The 17,543-nt window shown below is 49.3% G+C and carries 16 protein-coding genes and 1 pseudogene; 12 read left to right on the forward strand and 5 right to left on the reverse strand.

Annotated elements, in window-relative coordinates:
- Nucleotides 1-67: 67 nt before the first annotated feature.
- Genes frr through lpxA form a run of 11 tightly spaced genes read left to right on the forward strand, consistent with a single transcriptional unit; the run spans nt 68 to nt 10,415 of the window.
- The gene (gene frr, locus A2F46_RS09570; protein ID WP_066569809.1) at nt 68-625 is read left to right on the forward strand and encodes a ribosome recycling factor; all 558 of its coding nucleotides are present in this window, start codon (nt 68-70) and stop codon (nt 623-625) included.
- Nucleotides 626-656: 31 nt separating this feature from the next.
- Nucleotides 657-1,403 carry a polyprenyl diphosphate synthase gene (gene uppS, locus A2F46_RS09575; protein WP_066569813.1) on the forward strand — a complete coding sequence of 249 codons (747 nt, stop codon included), beginning with the start codon at nt 657-659 and terminating at the stop codon, nt 1,401-1,403.
- Between the two features lie 3 nt (nt 1,404-1,406).
- A complete protein-coding gene (locus A2F46_RS09580; RefSeq protein WP_066569814.1) occupies nt 1,407-2,222 on the forward strand; it encodes a phosphatidate cytidylyltransferase in 816 nt (271 codons plus the stop codon).
- Nucleotides 2,219-3,427, forward strand: a complete 1,209-nt coding sequence (gene ispC, locus A2F46_RS09585; RefSeq protein ID WP_066569817.1) for a 1-deoxy-D-xylulose-5-phosphate reductoisomerase — start codon at nt 2,219-2,221, stop codon at nt 3,425-3,427. Before A2F46_RS09580 ends, ispC begins: the two co-directional genes overlap by 4 nt.
- Nucleotides 3,428-3,445: 18 nt before the next feature.
- A complete protein-coding gene (rseP, locus tag A2F46_RS09590) occupies nt 3,446-4,783 on the forward strand; it encodes an RIP metalloprotease RseP (protein ID WP_066569872.1) in 1,338 nt (445 codons plus the stop codon).
- A 3-nt stretch (nt 4,784-4,786) separates the two neighbouring features.
- The gene (gene bamA / locus A2F46_RS09595; protein ID WP_066569819.1) at nt 4,787-7,165 is read left to right on the forward strand and encodes an outer membrane protein assembly factor BamA; all 2,379 of its coding nucleotides are present in this window, start codon (nt 4,787-4,789) and stop codon (nt 7,163-7,165) included.
- 29 nt (nt 7,166-7,194) lie between these two features.
- On the forward strand, nt 7,195-7,692 hold the full coding sequence (locus A2F46_RS09600) for an OmpH family outer membrane protein (protein WP_066569821.1): 498 nt from the start codon (nt 7,195-7,197) through the stop codon (nt 7,690-7,692).
- Nucleotides 7,692-8,762 (forward strand): UDP-3-O-(3-hydroxymyristoyl)glucosamine N-acyltransferase, encoded by a 1,071-nt coding sequence (gene lpxD, locus A2F46_RS09605; RefSeq protein ID WP_066569874.1) that lies wholly within the window; start codon nt 7,692-7,694, stop codon nt 8,760-8,762. The genes A2F46_RS09600 and lpxD overlap by 1 nt, the downstream gene beginning before the upstream one ends.
- Before the next feature lie 4 nt (nt 8,763-8,766).
- Nucleotides 8,767-9,225 carry a 3-hydroxyacyl-ACP dehydratase FabZ gene (fabZ, locus tag A2F46_RS09610; RefSeq protein ID WP_066569824.1) on the forward strand — a complete coding sequence of 153 codons (459 nt, stop codon included), beginning with the start codon at nt 8,767-8,769 and terminating at the stop codon, nt 9,223-9,225.
- 14 nt (nt 9,226-9,239) lie between these two features.
- Nucleotides 9,240-9,593 carry an STAS/SEC14 domain-containing protein gene (locus A2F46_RS09615; RefSeq protein ID WP_066569826.1) on the forward strand — a complete coding sequence of 118 codons (354 nt, stop codon included), beginning with the start codon at nt 9,240-9,242 and terminating at the stop codon, nt 9,591-9,593.
- A 45-nt stretch (nt 9,594-9,638) separates the two neighbouring features.
- A complete protein-coding gene (lpxA, locus tag A2F46_RS09620; RefSeq protein ID WP_066569829.1) occupies nt 9,639-10,415 on the forward strand; it encodes an acyl-ACP--UDP-N-acetylglucosamine O-acyltransferase in 777 nt (258 codons plus the stop codon).
- A 138-nt stretch (nt 10,416-10,553) separates the two neighbouring features.
- On the opposite strand, the gene A2F46_RS09625 is transcribed toward lpxA, so the two are convergent.
- The 5 genes and pseudogenes from A2F46_RS09625 to A2F46_RS09645 all read right to left on the reverse strand — a co-directional run bounded on the left by A2F46_RS09625 (nt 10,554) and on the right by A2F46_RS09645 (nt 15,141).
- Nucleotides 10,554-10,964 (reverse strand): biopolymer transporter ExbD, encoded by a 411-nt coding sequence (locus A2F46_RS09625; RefSeq protein WP_066569831.1) that lies wholly within the window; start codon nt 10,962-10,964, stop codon nt 10,554-10,556.
- A gap of 3 nt (nt 10,965-10,967) precedes the next feature.
- Nucleotides 10,968-11,627 carry a MotA/TolQ/ExbB proton channel family protein gene (locus tag A2F46_RS09630; RefSeq protein WP_066569832.1) on the reverse strand — a complete coding sequence of 220 codons (660 nt, stop codon included), beginning with the start codon at nt 11,625-11,627 and terminating at the stop codon, nt 10,968-10,970.
- A gap of 47 nt (nt 11,628-11,674) precedes the next feature.
- The gene (locus A2F46_RS09635) at nt 11,675-12,451 is read right to left on the reverse strand and encodes an energy transducer TonB (RefSeq protein ID WP_066569837.1); all 777 of its coding nucleotides are present in this window, start codon (nt 12,449-12,451) and stop codon (nt 11,675-11,677) included.
- A 247-nt stretch (nt 12,452-12,698) separates the two neighbouring features.
- A complete protein-coding gene (locus A2F46_RS09640; protein ID WP_231867769.1) occupies nt 12,699-13,823 on the reverse strand; it encodes an enoyl-CoA hydratase/isomerase family protein in 1,125 nt (374 codons plus the stop codon).
- Nucleotides 13,824-13,984: 161 nt separating this feature from the next.
- A pseudogene (locus A2F46_RS09645) lies at nt 13,985-15,141 on the reverse strand (L-lactate dehydrogenase).
- 250 nt (nt 15,142-15,391) lie between these two features.
- On the opposite strand from A2F46_RS09645, the gene dinG reads away from it, so the two are divergent.
- Nucleotides 15,392-17,521: an ATP-dependent DNA helicase DinG gene (dinG, locus tag A2F46_RS09650; protein WP_066569841.1), complete on the forward strand. Its 2,130-nt coding sequence runs from the start codon at nt 15,392-15,394 to the stop codon at nt 17,519-17,521.
- Nucleotides 17,522-17,543: the final 22 nt, after the last annotated feature.

Raw genomic sequence — 17,543 nt, forward strand, 5'->3', positions numbered from 1 at the left:
TGCGCGCTAATTTGCTTTTCAGGCAGCCTGTGTCAATAAGCTGCTGTTTCCCAAATCGAGGACAAACATGATTAACGAGATTCAAAAAACCGCTGAAGACAAAATGAAGAAATCGCTGGAGGTGCTGCGCGAAAATTTGTCGAAAGTGCGTACCGGACGGGCACACACCGGTTTTCTCGACCAAGTGGAAGTGGATTACTACGGCAGCCCAGTGCCTGTCAGCCAAGTAGCCAGCGTGACGCTACTGGACGCCCGTACCATCAGTGTGAAACCCTATGAAAGCAAAATGGCGGGTGCGATTGAAAAAGCCATTCGCGATTCCAATTTGGGTTTGAACCCCGCATCTATGGGTGATTTGATCCGTGTACCCATGCCTATGCTCACAGAAGAGCGCCGCAAGGATTTGATTAAAGTGGTGCGTGGCGAGGCAGAAGAAGGGCGCGTAGCGGTGCGCAATGTGCGCCGTGATGGCAATAATGATTTGAAACGATTGCTTAAAGACAAAGACATCAGTGAAGACGATGCGCGTCGCGGCGAAGAAACCATTCAAAAATTGACCGACAAATACATTGCTGAAATCGATAAAATGTTGTCGGCCAAAGAAGAAGATTTGATGGCCATTTGATGGCCTGTGGTTTGATCACAAAGGATATGCATTGACCAGCAGTACGCAAACCATACCTGAACACCGTGATTTGCCGCGCCACATTGCGGTGATCATGGATGGCAATGGCCGTTGGGCCAAAAAACGCTTGTTGCCGCGGGTGGCTGGACACAAAAAAGGCTTGGAAGTGTTGGAAGCCCTCACGGCCATATGCAGTCGATTGGGTGTGGATTATTTAACGGTGTTTGCTTTTTCAACCGAAAACTGGCGCCGCCCTCAAGAAGAAGTGGGTTTTTTAATGGGCTTGTTTTTGCAGTCGCTGCAAAAGAGGGTAAAAAAGTTGCACAAAAATGGCCTGCGCTTGAAGATTATTGGTGATCGCAGTCGGTTTGCGCCATCGATTGTAGCGGGTATTGAGGCGGCAGAAGCTTTAACCGCCAATAATACAGGCCTCACGCTGACGATTGCCGCAGACTATGGCGGCCGTTGGGACATTCTTCAGGCAGCCAATCAGGCATTGGCCACGGGCGTGAAGGTATTGGATGAGGCTGCCTTGGCGCCTTATTTGGCTTTGAGTGAGGCGCCTGAGCCTGATTTGTTTATCCGCACCGGCGGTGAAACCCGCATCAGCAATTTTTTATTGTGGCAGTTGGCCTACACCGAGTTGTATTTCACACCAGTATTGTGGCCAGATTTTGATGAGGCTGCCTTAATGCATGCCGTCCATTCTTTTCAAACCCGAGAGCGCCGTTTCGGACGTACTTCCGAGCAGTTGCCAATTCATTTGCAGCGCCCCTAAACCATGTTGAAACAACGCATTTTGACTGCGCTGGTCTTGTTGCCGCTGATGATTGGCATGTTGTTTTTTGCAGATGCCCAATGGTGGGCCAGTTTTGCTGGTTTGATGGCTTTGGTAGCGTTGTGGGAATATGCCCGCATTTGCCACATGAAAGCATGGCAAAATGCGCTGTATTTGGGCGTCAGTTTGGCTTTGGGTATTTATTTGTATCAAACGGATTTTCGTTTACAGCCGTGGCAGCATGCCTTGGTTTTGTTGTTTTGGTTGGTGGTAGTGCCATTGTGGTTAAAGTTTAAATGGCGCTTGCAGGCCAATGTGTTTGGCTATCTGGTCGGGTGGTTGCTGATGGGACCGTTTTGGCTCGCCTTGATTTCCTTGCGGCCCAACTCGGCCGCTGCGGGTTATTTGTTGGCCATTATGGGCATGGTTTGGATTGCGGATGTGGCGGCTTATTTTGTGGGCCGCTCCATTGGCAAACGCAAACTGGCACCCACCATTAGCCCCAATAAAAGTTGGGAAGGCGCCATCGGTGGTGTGATGTGTGTGTGCGTCTATGCGGTGGTTTTGCAGCAGCAACAATGGTTTGCAGTAAATTTACCATTGCTGCAAACCTTGGTGATTGCTGTGGTGCTCACAGCCGTGAGCGTGTGTGGTGACTTATTGGAAAGTTGGCTCAAACGCGCCGCTGGCGTGAAAGACAGCAGCCAACTTTTGCCTGGACATGGGGGCGTGTTTGACCGCGTGGATTCGCTGATTGCGGTGTTGAGCGTGTATGCGGCTTTGTTGTCTTGGTTGACGTTTAAAGTGGTTTCCGTATGAATCAAAAACAAACAGTGCTAACGATCTTGGGTGCCACCGGCAGCATCGGTGAAAATACTTTGGATGTGGTGGCCCAGCACCCTGAGCGGTTTCGTGTGTATGCGCTAACGGCACACCGACAAGTAGATAAGCTGGCCGAGTTGTGTGAACGCTTTGTGCCTGCCTATGCGGTTGTCGCTGATGAAACGGCTGCTCGTTCTTTGCGTGCGCGCCTTCAGGCAGCTTCTGTTGCCACAGAAGTGCTATTTGGTGCTGAAGCGTTGTGTGCAGTGGCCAGCTCGACCGAAGTAGATGCAGTGATGGCAGCGATTGTGGGAGCAGCTGGGTTGTTGCCGGCGATGGCCGCAGCGAAGGCCGCCAAAACCATTTACCTTGCCAATAAAGAAACTTTGGTTGTGGGTGGTGCTTGGTTTATGGAAGCTGTGCATCAGCATGGTGCTCGCCTTCTGCCTATAGATAGTGAGCACAACGCCATTTTTCAATCTTTACCGCGCAATTATGCTGGTGATTTAGATGCCGCAGGCGTGGCTTCATTGATTTTGACCGCATCGGGTGGTCCTTTTTTACACACGGAATTGCGCGATTTCGCGGGCATTACCCCTACTCAGGCGGTAAAACACCCGAACTGGCGTATGGGGCATAAAATCTCAATTGACTCGGCCACCATGATGAATAAAGGGCTTGAGTTGATTGAGGCGAGGTGGTTGTTTAATGCGCCGGCCACTCGGATGGAGGTGTTGATTCATCCGCAAAGCGTGGTACACAGCATGGTTCGATATCAGGATGGTTCTGTGCTGGCGCAGATGGGCACGCCCGATATGCGGATTCCCATTGCATATTGTTTGGGGTTGCCTGAAAGGATGACATCGGGGGCGGCACCTTTGGATTTTGCTGCGCTGAGCGGGTTAACCTTTGCCAAGCCTGATTTTCGGCGATTTCCTTGTTTGAAACTGGCTTATGATGTATTGATGGCTGATGCACCGGCAGCCAGTTGTGTACTCAATGCGGCGAATGAAGTGGCGGTAGCCGCTTTTTTGGCGAAACGTATTGGTTTTACTGACATTGCCGCTTTGGTAGATGCTGCTTTGCAACGACATGGTTCAGCACAAGTGGACCAGATTGAGTCAGTATTGGATTTAGATGAGCAAGTACGCGCGACGGCGCAGGTGTGGGTACGTAACCACCACCGAATCTTGCCAGATTAGGATAGCATGAGTGGATTTTTGACAACGCTTTTGGCGTTTGTGGTTGCCATCGTGGTACTGGTGAGTCTGCATGAGTTGGGCCATTTCGCTGTGGCGCGCTTGATGGGGGTTAAAGTGCTGCGGTTTAGCGTGGGATTCGGCACGCCTTTTTGGAAAACCCAGCGCGGGGACACTGAGTGGTGTTTGGCTCCCATTCCATTGGGTGGTTATGTCAAAATGGTGGACACTCGGGAAGGCCCAGTAGCCGATGCGGATTTGCCCTACGCGTTTGATCGGCAACATCCAGCCAAACGCATTGCCATTGTGTTGGCGGGGCCACTCACTAATTTGTTATTGGCGGTGGTGTTGTATGCCGTCAGCTTTAGTGTGGGTGGGGTCACTCAAGTGCGTCCCTGGGTGGGAATGGTTACTGCGCCTTCTATTGCCTCTGAAGCGGGCTTTCAGCCTGGTGATCGTATTGAGTCAGTGAACCAGCAAGTAGTTTCTGATTGGGCTGATGCTCAGGCGGCGATGGTATTGAATTTGGATGCAGCGGCATTGAAAGTTCAGGTGCGCACTGCCGATGGGCAACAGGTAACTCGGGTGATTGATGTTGCCGGAACAGATGCAGCAGATGCTGTGGCCAAAACTGGCTTTCTGGGCATGCTGCCTTTTAAATTGACTAATCGCATAGGTGTGGTGGAGCCCAATGGCCCCGCCGCCAAAGCCGGCTTACAAAAAGGCGATGCCTTATTGGCGGTGGATGGTAAGATTTTGCCAGACTGGCAGGCCTGGGTACAGGTGATTCAAGGCAGTGCAGGTCAAAAATTAACCGTGACTTATGAGCGTAATGGACAACAGGCACAAACGCAAATTCGCCCAGATTCGGTGATGAGCAGAGGTGAAATCACGGGCAGGGTAGGTGTGGGTGCTTTACCCGATCGTGATTGGCAAGCTCAAGTAGAACACCATTACCGCCCTGACTTCGCGGCGGCGTGTACATTGGCTGCGCAGCGGGTGTGGCACTATATTTCGCTAACTTTGCGCTTTTTCGGTAAATTATTGATGGGACAGGCCTCTTTGGCGAATATTTCGGGGCCTTTAACCATTGCTGATGTGGCTGGTAAAACGGCGGCTATGGGTTGGCAAAGCTATGTGGAATTTTTGGCATTGGTGAGTGTCAGTTTAGGGGTGTTGAATTTATTGCCTATTCCCGTTTTAGATGGTGGGCATTTACTGTATTATGCGGTCGAATGGTTGCGTGGGAAGCCACTCAGTCAAACTGTGCAAGAATGGGGTTTGCGCTTTGGTTTGATGGCCATGCTGTTATTGATGATGGTGGCCTTTTTTAATGATATTACCCGTTTGTTTGGATAGATTATGAAATTGAAACAAATTGCAGCAAGCTTGATTGCGTTGGGCTTGTCCTCCATGGCCTTGGCGGTTGAACCGTTTACCATTAAAGACATCAGGGTGGAAGGCTTGCAGCGCACAACACCCTCGACAGTGTTCAGTTATTTGCCTGTGAAAATCGGTGACACTTTTACCGACACAGAAGGGGAAAGCATCATCAAAACGCTTTTTGCGACGGGCTTTTTTGATGATGTACGGGTGGAAACGCTGAATAATCAGGTGTTGCTCACAGTGGTGGAGCGGCCGGTAATCAGTAGTTTGAATGTGACCGGTGGTAAAACCATAGGCAATGCTGATATTAAAAAGAATCTAGATTCATTTGGTTTAGGGCAGTCGCGTTTATTTAATCAAGCAACGCTGAATCAAGCCATGGCGGGGTTGCAAGATGCTTATCGTGAACGCGGTAAGAATCAAGTAAAAATAACACCGACAGTGACACGCTTGGAGCGCAATCGGGTGGCTGTTGATTTGGCCATCGACGAAGGGGCCACGACCACCATCAAAGACATCGAATTTTCAGGCAACCAACATTTCTCTAGCCGGACGTTGCGTAATCAAATGGCATTGAGCGAGGATGGCTGGTTGACTTGGTTCAGTAAAAGCAATCGTTTTTCAGATACTCAGTTTCGTCAAGATTTAGACAACATCAGTAATTTTTACCAAGATCGTGGCTACTTTGATTTCCGCATCACCAATGTCGATGTCAAAACCAGCGAGGATCAAAAATCACAAACCATCCACGTTGATGTTTCTGAAGGCGAGCGTTATCGGTGGGGTAACGTAACATTACAAGGCGACAGCCGTGAGGTACCGAAAGAATCACTGCATAAGCTACTGACCATGAAGACGGGCAAATGGTACAACCGATCACAAATGGTTGATAGCTTGAAAGCCATGCAAGACAAAATGGGTGAAGCTGGTTATGCCTTTAGTCAGATTGATGTTAAACCTCAGCCCAATGCGCAAACGGGTGTGGTTGATTTTGTCTTAACAGTCGTACCCGATCGCAAAGTCTATGTGAACCAAATTAATATTACGGGCAATAACAAAACACGCGATGAAGTATTGCGGCGCGAATTGCGCCAGATGGAAAGTGCGCCGTACGATACATCCAAAATTAAGCGGTCTCAAGAACGTATTCAACAGCTGGGTTATTTCGATAATGTGCAAGTCGATGCCAAGCCCGTGAGTGGTACTCCAGACCAGGTTGATTTGGACATGTCTGTGAAAGAACGTTCTACAGGTTCCCTGAACGTAGCCGCAGGTTGGGCGCAAGATGATGGCTTGATATTGTCTGGAGGTATTGCTCAAGATAATTTATTCGGCAGCGGTAAATCTGCCAGCATGCAAGTGTCACGCTCGAAGGTGAGCCAAGTGGGATCGATTTCATTTACCGACCCCTACTTTACGCCCGATGGTGTGAGTCTCGGCTATGATGTTTATTACCGTGGTTATAACCCTAATAAATCCGATAGTAATAGACAAGGTTATAAAACCACGACAATAGGCGCGGGGGCGCGTATGGGTGTGCCCATTACCGAATATGACCGAGTGAATTTCGGTTTGGGTTTGGAGCACCTGAATGTGAAATTGTTTGAGGATCAATATCCTCCCCAACGTTATGTGGATTTCGTAAGACAACACGGAGAAAAAAACTGGATTGTCAAAGGTTCCGTAGGTTGGGGGCGAAACACCACCGACAGCGCACTCTGGCCAACGCGAGGGTATGTGATTAACGCTGGATTGGATTCGGGTTTACCTGGTGGCGATTTACTGTATTACAGCTTGAGTCATGACCAACGTTGGTATTTCCCTGTAAGTAAAAATGTCACTTTTATGTGGTCCGGTGCTATTGGGTATGCCAATAGTTATGGCAAAACCAAAGAACTGCCATTTTTCCAATCATTGTATGCAGGTGGTTTGGGTTCGGTGCGTGGATATGAGTCTGGTACGCTAGGGCCGAAGTATTACACTCAGTATAGTGATAGCGGTAAAAGTTCAGAGGCCAGTAGTTATGGTGGCAATTACAAAGCCTACACTACAGCAGAGCTGATGTTCCCCTTTCCTGGGGTGAAGGACCAGCACACGGTTCGTTTGAGTTTGTTTGCTGATGCAGGCAGTGTGTGGGATAACAAAGAGCATGGGCCTACAAATGATGGAAGTTACTCTGCTTATGATGGTAACTATAAGTCAACTTTCAGCAAAGAGCTACGCTACTCAGCTGGTGTGGCAGTGTCGTGGTTGTCGCCGCTGGGGCCGATGAAGTTTAGTTATGCGTATCCGATTAAGAAAAAGCCTGAAGATCAAATTCAACGCTTCCAATTCCAGTTGGGTACCACGTTCTAATCGGCTGTAGAGATAGACGAGGATAATTTATGTTACGTAAATATATATGGATGGTGGCGCTGGGTCTGCTTTCAGGCAGCCTAGCGTGGGCAGATGGAGTCCAAAAACTGGGCTTTATCGATACTGGCCGAGTGTATCAGGAGTCTAAACAAGCACAATCCATCCAAATGAATCTGGATAAAGAATTTGCTGCACAGCAGAAGCGTTTGCAAGACATGCAAAAACAAGGCCTAGCGCTGAAGAATGCTTTGGAATCCGGCAAAATCCCTGAAGCACAGCGTGAAGCCAAAGTGAGGCAAATGCTGCAAATGGATCAGCGATACAAGCAACAAGCACTGCAATTGGCGGAAGAATACAATTTGCGGCGCAATGAGGAGTTCGCTTCCTTGCAGCAAAATGCCAACAAAGTGATTGTGAATTTAGCCAAAAAAGATGGCTATGACCTGATTATTCAAGATGCGGTGTTTGTGAACAGCAAATACGATGTCACAGACCAAGTGATCAAGGCATTGAATGAGCAAAGATGATGGCTCAATCTGAATTATCCTTTCTGGCCAGCGAGCTGGTGGCGCAATTGGGTGGCACGCTTCAGGGACATGACTTGCGCGTGCGCCGTTTAACGTCGTTGCAACAAGCTACTGTTGACGACATCAGTTTTCTGAGTAATCCACGGTTGCGTGCCGACGCCCTTGCCAGTTGCGCGGGTGTGTTAATTGTCACTGAAAAAACCGCGCAAATTTTGGGTGATGGCCGCACATTGATTGTGGCCGATGATCCATATTTGTATTTTGCCCGAGTAGCGCGGCTCTTCCATCCCGTAATTAAAGCAAAACCCGGCGTCCATCCTACTGCTGTGGTCGCGGCATCGGCGCAGCTGGCCGCAGATTGTGAAATTGGCCCTCATGTGGTGGTGGGCGAACGTACGGTGATTGGTTCCGGCAGTCGTCTATTGGCTGGTGTCGTGGTCGAAGATGATTGTGTGATTGGTACCGACTGTGTGTTGCATGCCAATGTAGTTGTCTACCCAGGTTGTCGTTTGGGTGATCGCGTGGAGTTACATTCGGGCTCCATTATTGGTGCGGATGGTTTTGGTTTGGCTTGGGACAAGCAAGATAACTATTGGTATAAAATTGTACAAACGGGTGGTGTTGTACTGGGCGACGATGTTGAGATTGGTGCCAACACGACTATTGATCGTGGTGCGATTGAAGACACTGTAGTAGAAAACGGTGTCAAAATCGATAATCAAGTGCAAATAGGGCACAATGATAAAATTGGTGCCCATACTGCCATTGCTGGTTGTACGGGCATTGCAGGCAGCACCGAAATTGGTCCTTATTGCATTATTGGCGGCGCAGCTATGATTGCTGGTCATTTAACCATCCCGGCGAAAACCATGATTGCAGCTGCCACGCCAGTCAGCCACAGTATTAAGCAAGCAGATCATTATGCTGCTGTTTATCCGCTGCAAACCCACAAAGAATGGGTAAAAAATGCAGCATATCTGCGCCATCTGCGTGAGATGCATCATCAATTAAAAAAATTAGAACAGTTACTGATGGCTCAACAGACATCAGAAATTGTGAATCAGGAATAAAATCATGGATTTCACTCTGCCCATTGATGTGCGTGCGTTGCAAAAATTGCTCCCGCATCGGTACCCATTTTTGTTGATTGATCGGGTAGTCGCCTACAACGATGAATTACAATCGCTCACAGCCATTAAAAATGTCACTTTGAATGAACCGTTTTTCCAAGGTCATTTTCCTGACTTCCCAGTGATGCCTGGGGTATTGATTATTGAAGCCATGGCGCAAGCATGCGGCACACTGGCTATTTTGAGTCATGGTGGTCGTGAAGCTGATGAAATTTATTTTTTTGTGGGCATCGACAATGCGCGCTTCAAACGCCAAGTGGTGCCTGGGGATCAATTGGTTTTTGAGGTCAACATGATGGCAAACAAGCGTGGTATCGGTAAATTCCAGGCCGTTGCTAAAGTGGATGGCCAGATAGCGTGTGAAGCAGACATTATGTGCGCCAAACGCAAAGTCGATCAGTAATTGAGGCCAAGCTTATGATGTCATTAATACCGTGTGCGGTGCCCCATTTGGTGGTGGTTGAAGCCACGGGTTTGGTGGTGGCGGAAGATTATCGCACTGTGTTGATTCCAGCCTTGAAAAAGCAAAACGGGCCAATCCGGCTGGTTTATATTTTGGATACCGATGTGGCTCAGTACACGGCCAAAATATTGTGGGAAGACGCAGAAGTAGGTTTGCAAAGGTTATTTCATTGGCAAAAAATTGCTTTGGTATGTGCTGATGAACGCTTGGAAGAAAGCGTGGCTTTTTTTGGTCATTTTTTGCCGGGCGATTGGCGCAGTTTCCCGCGTAATCATTTGGAAGACGCTCTAGAGTGGGCGGCCGCCTAAAATTGGTTGACTGAAGAATTCAGGCAGCCACAGTAGGAATCATTCATGACTCACATTCATCCAACCGCCATTATTGATCCGAAAGCACAATTAGACAGCAGTGTGCGCGTGGGTGCGTACAGCATCATCGGGCCTAATGTGCAAATTGGTGCAGGCAGTGACATTGGTCCGCACGTGGTGATTGATGGGCACACCACCATCGGGCGTGAAAATCGGGTGTTTCAGTTTGCTTCTTTGGGGGCTCTGCCGCAGGACAAAAAATACCACGGCGAACCCACCAAATTGATCATCGGTGACAACAACACCATCCGTGAATTCACCACCTTTAATACTGGCACAGTAACTGGAATTGGCGAAACGCGGATTGGCAATGATAACTGGATTATGGCTTATGTGCACATAGCCCACGATTGTGTGGTCGGCAACCACACCATCTTTGCCAATAACGCTTCTTTGGCAGGCCATGTGACCATCGGTGATTGGGTCATTTTGGGCGGATTTTCATTGGTGCATCAGTTCTGCATCATTGGCGATCATGCCATGACGGCGTTTGCAGCAGGCATCCACAAAGATGTACCCCCTTATGTGATGGCGGCGGGCTACCGAGCGGAGCCTGCAGGGCTGAACTCAGAAGGTTTGCGCCGCCGTGGTTTTCGTGCCGAGCAGATCACCAACATCAAGCGCATGTATAAACTGCTCTATCGCCAAGGTTTGTCGTATGAAGAGGCGAAGATGCAAATTGTCAATGAGGCAGACAGCGCGCCAGAATTGGCGGTATTTAAGGCATTTTTTGAAGTATCCCAGCGCGGAGTGATCCGATAGTTGCAAGAAGCAATGAAAATAGGCTGCCTGAAACCTTTCAGGCAGCCTATTTTCATTCACAATTATGACTCATTAAAGCATACGGCAGACATAAAAAACCAGCGATGCGGGGTTTAATCATGGTCAGCATACTGCCGACTATGGGTCTTCAGTCACAAAACCCACTTTGGTCAATCCAGCATCACGCGCAGCAGCCAGAGCTTGTGCTACATGGTCGTAAGGAACGTTTTTATCTGCAGCAATGGCGAGTATGGCGTCGGGATTGGTCTTGGCTATGGTACTCAAACTGGCCCGCAATTGTGTCAAGTCTTCTTTTTGTTCACCCAACGCATATTGCCCATCCTGACCTATAGATAAACGCAGTGGCTCTTTTGGGTTAACGGCTTCGGTATTGCCCGCACTGGGCAGTTGCAAAGGAATCGAATGAGTAAGTACGGGCATGGTGATCATAAACACAATCAACAGCACCAGCATGACATCCACCAACGGCGTCACATTGATTTCCGCCATGGGCATGTTGTCATCTTGATTTAAGTTGCCAAAAGCCATGACTTAGTCCTCCGTGTTCAGCAATTGGGCATGCAAATCATGCGCAAAGCCATCCATGTCTTGAGTTAAGGTTTTATTACCGCGCACCAATGCGTTGTAAGCTAAAACAGCAGGGATCGCCACAAATAAGCCTGCAGCGGTTGCCACCAATGCTTCACCAATGGGACCCGCTACAGCGGCAATGCTCATTTGGCCGCTGTGGCTGATATTGATAAGGGCATGATAAATCCCCCAGACGGTGCCGAATAGACCAATGAAAGGGGCTGTAGCACCAATAGAAGCCAATGCCGTTAAACCACCGTCAAATTGGCGCAGAATCTGGCTCATGCTATTGCGTATTTGGCGCACCAAATATTCATTGAGTGGCACGGCAGCAGAGAGCACACTGCTTGGGTGGTGACGGTAGCGTTCTTTGGCTGAAATGGCTTCCAATGCCAATGCGCTCATCGGTGCTGCTGTGGCACGCACGCGTTCTTGTGCTTCTTGCCAATTGTTGGCAGACCACAATACATCTTGTACCGTTTTATTGCCCCGTTTGGCTCGGAATAACTGAATACTGCGCAAGATGATGACGCACCAAGTAATGACACTCATCAACATCAAAATGAGGAAAACACTTATCAGGACCCAATCGCCCTGTTCAAAAACCAATCCGATATTCATGGGTGTAGCTGTCCTTGTATTGTTATGTATTTCAAAAAATGATGGTTTTAAGCAGATTTCTTTAACTTGAACTGCACCGTAAAGTGATAATCATAAGGGATTGGAGTGCCGCCACGCGTAGCAGGCTTAAAGCGGTAGTTTTCGACCGCTTGTTTGGCAGCACGATCCAGCTGGGGAAAACCGCTGCTTTTGGCGACGCGCACATTGGTCGGTGAGCCACTGGCCGAGACCGAAACGGCAATACCCACATTGCCTTCTTCACCATTTTCGCGAGCGCGCTCTGGATAGTTGGGGCGCAATGCCGCCAAAAACCCCCCTTTGTATTCGCTGGGAATGACCAAATTACCGCCACCCCCCGCCGCTGCGGAGCCGCCAGCAGTGCCCGAAGGGCTTCCGTTGTTTACCCCAGACCCGCTGCTACCCGTCGCCCCCTTGCTGTTGCTATTGGACTGGCTTTTTTCAGTGCTGCTGGTTTGGCGGGTGAGCGTTGTTGTGGTTGTGGGTTGAACGGGTTTGGCTTTTTGTGTTGGTTTGGCTAAGTCGGCTGCGCGCGGCTGTGTGGTTACCACAGGTTTAACTTGAGGTTTAATAGGGTGCGGTTGTGTTTTTGTCTTAGGTTTTTGGCTGGCTGGTTTACTTGGTGCACCAGCAGCAGTGGGGACATCGCCTTTCGCAGGCAATGCATTTAAATCCACGAAACTCAAAGACGCTGATGACAGGTCGACTTTAGGTGGCTGATCTCGCCACATGGCCCACAGCAAGAGACTGTGTAGCATCAATACCAAGGCCAAGGTCGGCCAGCGGAGCAAATGATCGGTTTCCATAGGCCAGCAATAATAATAGAAACTATTATTATTTGCAATAAATTAGATGAATATCAACATGAAATAATATTCGATGTGCTGCTTGTGGCTTGCCATGAAAATAGAGATTGGTCGCCCAATTTTGCTTAAATTTGAATTAAGGAGAATGACTTGAGGAAGGAAGTACACGATAGGCTGCCTGAATCATCAGGCAGCCATGGGACATGGTTGGTTATTCAAGCAGCGCTTTCGATGGTGTTGCCACGATTTATGGGTGCAACCAATGATGAAAAGGATGCTTGCCGCGCTCAAAAGGGCTAGTGAAATGGCTATTGATGTATGCATCGGTGCATTGTGCCAACGTGTGTCGCCATTGCGGCTGCTTGTCTTTGTCTACCAATAAGGCCCGCACACCTTCTTGAAAATCTCCATTGTGACAACAATGCAGCGATACACTCAATTCCAAATGCAACACTTCTGCAATGGAATACGTTCGTGTCCGGTGGAACAGTGCCCAAGTGAGCGCAGCAGTGGCGGGACAACCGTGTTGGTAATGGTTGGCTGCTTGTTGCAGCCATGGGTCAGTGAACGGTGTTTGGCGCAGGCAGCAGTCGACAGCCTGAATGTCGGCACGATTCACGATTTCATGCACCATATCCAAGCGAGTACTGAGAATGCTTTCAGGCAAGGCGCTTGATTGATTGAGCTGGAGTAAGGTTTGACTGGCCAGTGGGTGATTGGTGGCAGGGTCACTATGCCAAGCGGTGCGCTGCAAAGATTCAAGCAGAGCTTCATATTTTTGGCTGGGCATCGCATACTCGGCCAAATTGGCAATTAAGGCATCGTGGCCATTGCATTGGGCGCCAGTAAGGCCCAAAAATAGGCCAGCCTTGCTTGGCATGCGCTGTAAAAACCATGACCCGCCGGCATCTGGATACAAACCGATGGTAATTTCAGGCATGGCCCAGCGAGTGGTGTCTGTTACGACGCGATGGCTGGCTGCTGCGGTTAACCCCAGACCACCGCCCATGACAATACCGGAGGCCCACACAATGATGGGCTTGCTGTAGGTATACATTTGGTAATAGAGGCTGTATTCACCTCGAAAGAATGCCAGCGCGTAAGGGTTGGGTAGAGCATTTTCGGTGCGCATGCTGTCATAGAGTTGGCGGATATCGCCACCAGCACAAAACGCTTTTTGCCCAGCGCCTCGCATCACAACGGCGGCAATGTTGTCATCCTCTTCCCACAGAGTTAGCTTTGGTTGCAGCGCTTGAATCATGCTTAGGCTCAAGGCATTGAGGGACTTCTCTGAGTTGAGTGTGATTACGCCCAATTGCCGCCCGTTGTTGGTGGGTAAAGTGTCAAAAAGCACCACATTGTTTTCTGCCACGGTTCGCTCCTCTGTTTTTCTGGTGATGCATGGTGCTGAATATTCGTTTCGCCACGCATAATGAAACTTATCATAATGGTCACCGTCTTGTGGTACAAAAACATTCAGGCAACCCTAAGGCTGCCTGAAGCGACACATTACGTATTCGTATTAAAGATAAATCAATAGGAACCAGGTACCAAAATGTCTTTGCCAACTTTGGTAATGTCAGTGTGCCCACAGAAGGCCATGGAAATATCCATTTCGTTATAGATGATTTCTAAAGCGCGGGTGACCCCTTCTTCGCCATAAGCACCTAAGCCATACAAAAATGCACGGCCTATCATGGTGCCCTTGGCCCCCAGCGCCATGGCTTTGAGCACATCTTGGCCGCTACGGATGCCGCTATCCAGCCAAACTTCAATGTCACTGCCCACCGCAGAAACAATATTGGGCAAGGCTTGGATGGTGGATGGGGCACCATCCAATTGGCGGCCGCCGTGGTTGGAAACCACAATGGCATCTGCCCTGATTTCACTGCTAACTCAGCATCTTCCGGATCCAAAATACCTTTAATGATGAGCTTTCCACCCCACAAATCTTTGATGCGTGAAACATCATCCCAACTCAAACGTGGATCAAATTGTTCGGCAGTCCAAGAAGAAAGAGAAGATACATCACCCACGTTTTGGGCATGTCCCACAATATTGCGGAATGTACGCCGCTGCGTATTGAGCATTTTCATGCACCATTCTGGCTTGGTGGCGAGGTTAATCCAATTTTTGAGGGTGGGTTTCGGTGGCGTGGATAGGCCATTTTTGATGTCTTTGTGCCGCTGCCCCAAAACTTGTAGGTCTGCGGTCAGCACCAATGCCGAGCATTTGGCGGCTTGCGCGCGATGGATCAGGTCTTCCATGAATGGACGGTCACGCATCACATACAATTGAAACCAAAACGGCGCACTGGTGTTTTCTGCTACGTCTTCAATTGAGCAAATCGACATGGTTGATAAGGTAAACGGCACGCCGAATTTTTCTGCGGCACGCGCCCCTAAAATCTCACCATCTGCGTGTTGCATGCCGGTTAAACCAGTTGGGGCAATGGCGACCGGCATGTGTACTTTTTGACCCACCATCGTCGTGGCCAATGTGCGGCCAGTCATGTCAACCAATACGCGTTGACGAAATTGAATGTCTTCAAAATCACGGCTGTTGGCACGATAGGTATGCTCGGTCCATGAGCCGGTATCGGCATAGTCATAGAACATTTTCGGCACTTTGCGTTTTGCCACCACGCGCAAGTCTTCAATACAGGTTATTTTGCTCAAATCGGGTTTCATGACGCAGTCTCCCCTATTGTTTTGTGAGAATGATGTGTAAAAAGAGATTTTCGCTTGAATAGATAAAAAACTCAATTGAAATTTTCGATTGTGTTAATGAGGTGTTCGAAATCAAACATGGCGAGGCAACTGCCTGCTGGAAAAGCGTTTTACTCAAGCAGAGCAGGATGCCCTAGCATACTTTATAATATGTACCTCATGCCGCTGAAATGTATCTTGAGCGACGCACCTTAAGCAAGCACACATTGACATGCTATCCGATTTAGAAAAAACCGCCATTCGCGATCATTATCAAAATATTGCCAAAAGCCTGCCTCATTTCCGTCCTCGAGCAGCACAGCGGCAGATGATTGCGGCCATTGCTCAAGCGTTTTCGCGCAGCCAATCTGTCTCAGGAGAAGCAGCGCCGGAGCGGGAAGGAGAGAGTATTGTGGTGGTTGAAGGCCCCACTGGGGTTGGCAAAAGTCTAGCGTATTTGTTGGCTGGCGGGATCATGGCGCAAACGCGAGGAAAGAAACTGGTGGTCAGCAGTGCGACGGTGGCGTTGCAGGAGCAGCTGGTGGGCCGGGATTTGCCATTTGTGGTGCAACACAGCGGCTTGACTCTAACCTTCGCCCTAGCGAAGGGGCGCGGGCGCTATTTGTGTCCTTACAAACTGTATCAATTAACTCAGTCGAATGCCCAAGACAGCTTGGTTGGGTTCGAATCCCCCAATGTATTGTGGGACAGTAAACCTCGACCAGAAGAGCTGGCACAACTGCGTGTGTTGGCAGATGAGTTTGCCGCCCGCCGTTTTAATGGTGATCGCGATACTTGGCCAGAAGCGATTGATGACGGGATTTGGTTTAAGGTGACCAATGACCGTCATGGCTGCTTGAAGGCAGCCTGCCCGAATCGAGCCGAATGTCCTTTTTTCTTGGCTCGTGAGACTTTAGATACTGTGGATGTGGTGGTGGCTAATCATGATTTGTTGTTGGCTGACATTGGTATGGGTGGTGGGGTTATTCTGCCCAGTCCAGCCGACAGTTTCTATTGCATTGATGAAGCCCATCATTTGCCCAAGAAAGCATTAAGTCAATTTGCAGCCGAACACAGCTTAAACCAAGCACTGTGGTTTTTAGAGCGCGTTGGTGGTGTGGTGGATAAAGTGGCGGGGGTAACGGACAAAGGCGAATTGGCGACTTTGGCCGACGAGGCTGCCCAGGCCGTCATTGAAAGCCTGCAGGAATGGATGATGCATTTGGCCGATGAGCCGACATTGGCAGCTCATGATGGGTTTAATGAACCGAGCTGGCTGTGGCCAGATGGCGTGGTGCCGAATTCACTTGAATTGTTGGTGAACAATACCGCACTGTCAGCGCAGGCATTGCTGAAAAACCTCAATCATCTCAATGATGCCTTGGCGGCTGCTCGCCGTGATCAAAACCAGGACGGTCCGCTGATTGATCGTCTGACGGGTGAATTGGGCATGATGACGGCCCGTGCCGAGCAGGTTGAAGCGGTGTGGTCGCAAATGGCAACGACCACCGTGGAAGGTGAGGCCCCATTGGCCAAATGGGTTTCCCGCAAGATGACAGATAAGCCAGACTATGTGTTTCATGCCTCGCCCATCAGCAGTGCCAGTAAATTAGCCAATGGGTTGTGGCGCCGCGCCGCGGGGGCGGTATTGACTTCGGCAACATTGCGCTCATTGGGCAATTTTGATTTGTTATTGAGGCAAACGGGGTTGATCTGGCTACCTGAAACCACTTGCGTGGCTTTGGATAGCCCATTTGATTTTTCACAACAGGGCGAATTGTATATTCCTACGCTGGCGGCCAGTCCCAAGGATGTGACGGCGCACACGGCAGAAATTGCCAGGTGGTTACCCAAACTGGTCAGTCATGCAGAGCCGATTGGTACGCTGGTGTTGTTTTCCTCGCGCAAGCAAATGCAAGAAGTGGCACTCAGGCTGCCTGAAAGCCATTTGCCGTTGCTGCTTATCCAAGGGGAACTGCCCAAAAACATTTTGTTGGCGAAACACCATGAGGCCATTGCCGCCGGTAAACCCAGCGTGATTTTTGGTTTAGACAGCTTTGCAGAAGGCTTGGATTTGCCTGGAGAGGCTTGCGTGCAGGTCATCATTGCCAAACTGCCGTTTGCCATGCCCGATAACCCCATCGAAAAAACCCAAAACCGATGGATAGAACAACGCGGGGGCAATCCCTTTTTGGAAATTACCGTACCGGAAGCCAGTATTAAGTTGATTCAGGCAGTGGGTCGTTTGATCCGCACTGAATCTGATTATGGACGCATTACCATTTTGGATAACCGCATCATCACTGCTCGTTATGGTAAACAAATGCTGGCGTGTTTACCGCCATTTAAACGCATTGGTTAATTTCTCTTAAATCTTGTCAGGG

This window comes from Snodgrassella sp. CFCC 13594 (genome assembly GCF_001590725.1).
GTDB lineage: Bacteria > Pseudomonadota > Gammaproteobacteria > Burkholderiales > Neisseriaceae > Snodgrassella.

Excerpts from the sequence above, each read along its gene's own strand:
- lpxD (WP_066569874.1), top strand. The coding sequence starts at position 7,692 with ATGGCTCAATCTGAATTATCCTTTCTGGCCAGCGAGCTGGTGGCGCAA.
- bamA (WP_066569819.1), top strand. The coding sequence starts at position 4,787 with ATGAAATTGAAACAAATTGCAGCAAGCTTGATTGCGTTGGGCTTGTCC.
- A2F46_RS09580 (WP_066569814.1), top strand. The coding sequence starts at position 1,407 with ATGTTGAAACAACGCATTTTGACTGCGCTGGTCTTGTTGCCGCTGATG.
- A2F46_RS09635 (WP_066569837.1), bottom strand. The coding sequence starts at position 12,451 with ATGGAAACCGATCATTTGCTCCGCTGGCCGACCTTGGCCTTGGTATTG.
- fabZ (WP_066569824.1), top strand. The coding sequence starts at position 8,767 with ATGGATTTCACTCTGCCCATTGATGTGCGTGCGTTGCAAAAATTGCTC.
- lpxA (WP_066569829.1), top strand. The coding sequence starts at position 9,639 with ATGACTCACATTCATCCAACCGCCATTATTGATCCGAAAGCACAATTA.
- A2F46_RS09625 (WP_066569831.1), bottom strand. The coding sequence starts at position 10,964 with ATGGCTTTTGGCAACTTAAATCAAGATGACAACATGCCCATGGCGGAA.
- frr (WP_066569809.1), top strand. The coding sequence starts at position 68 with ATGATTAACGAGATTCAAAAAACCGCTGAAGACAAAATGAAGAAATCG.
- A2F46_RS09600 (WP_066569821.1), top strand. The coding sequence starts at position 7,195 with ATGTTACGTAAATATATATGGATGGTGGCGCTGGGTCTGCTTTCAGGC.
- A2F46_RS09630 (WP_066569832.1), bottom strand. The coding sequence starts at position 11,627 with ATGAATATCGGATTGGTTTTTGAACAGGGCGATTGGGTCCTGATAAGT.
- ispC (WP_066569817.1), top strand. The coding sequence starts at position 2,219 with ATGAATCAAAAACAAACAGTGCTAACGATCTTGGGTGCCACCGGCAGC.
- A2F46_RS09615 (WP_066569826.1), top strand. The coding sequence starts at position 9,240 with ATGATGTCATTAATACCGTGTGCGGTGCCCCATTTGGTGGTGGTTGAA.
- dinG (WP_066569841.1), top strand. The coding sequence starts at position 15,392 with ATGCTATCCGATTTAGAAAAAACCGCCATTCGCGATCATTATCAAAAT.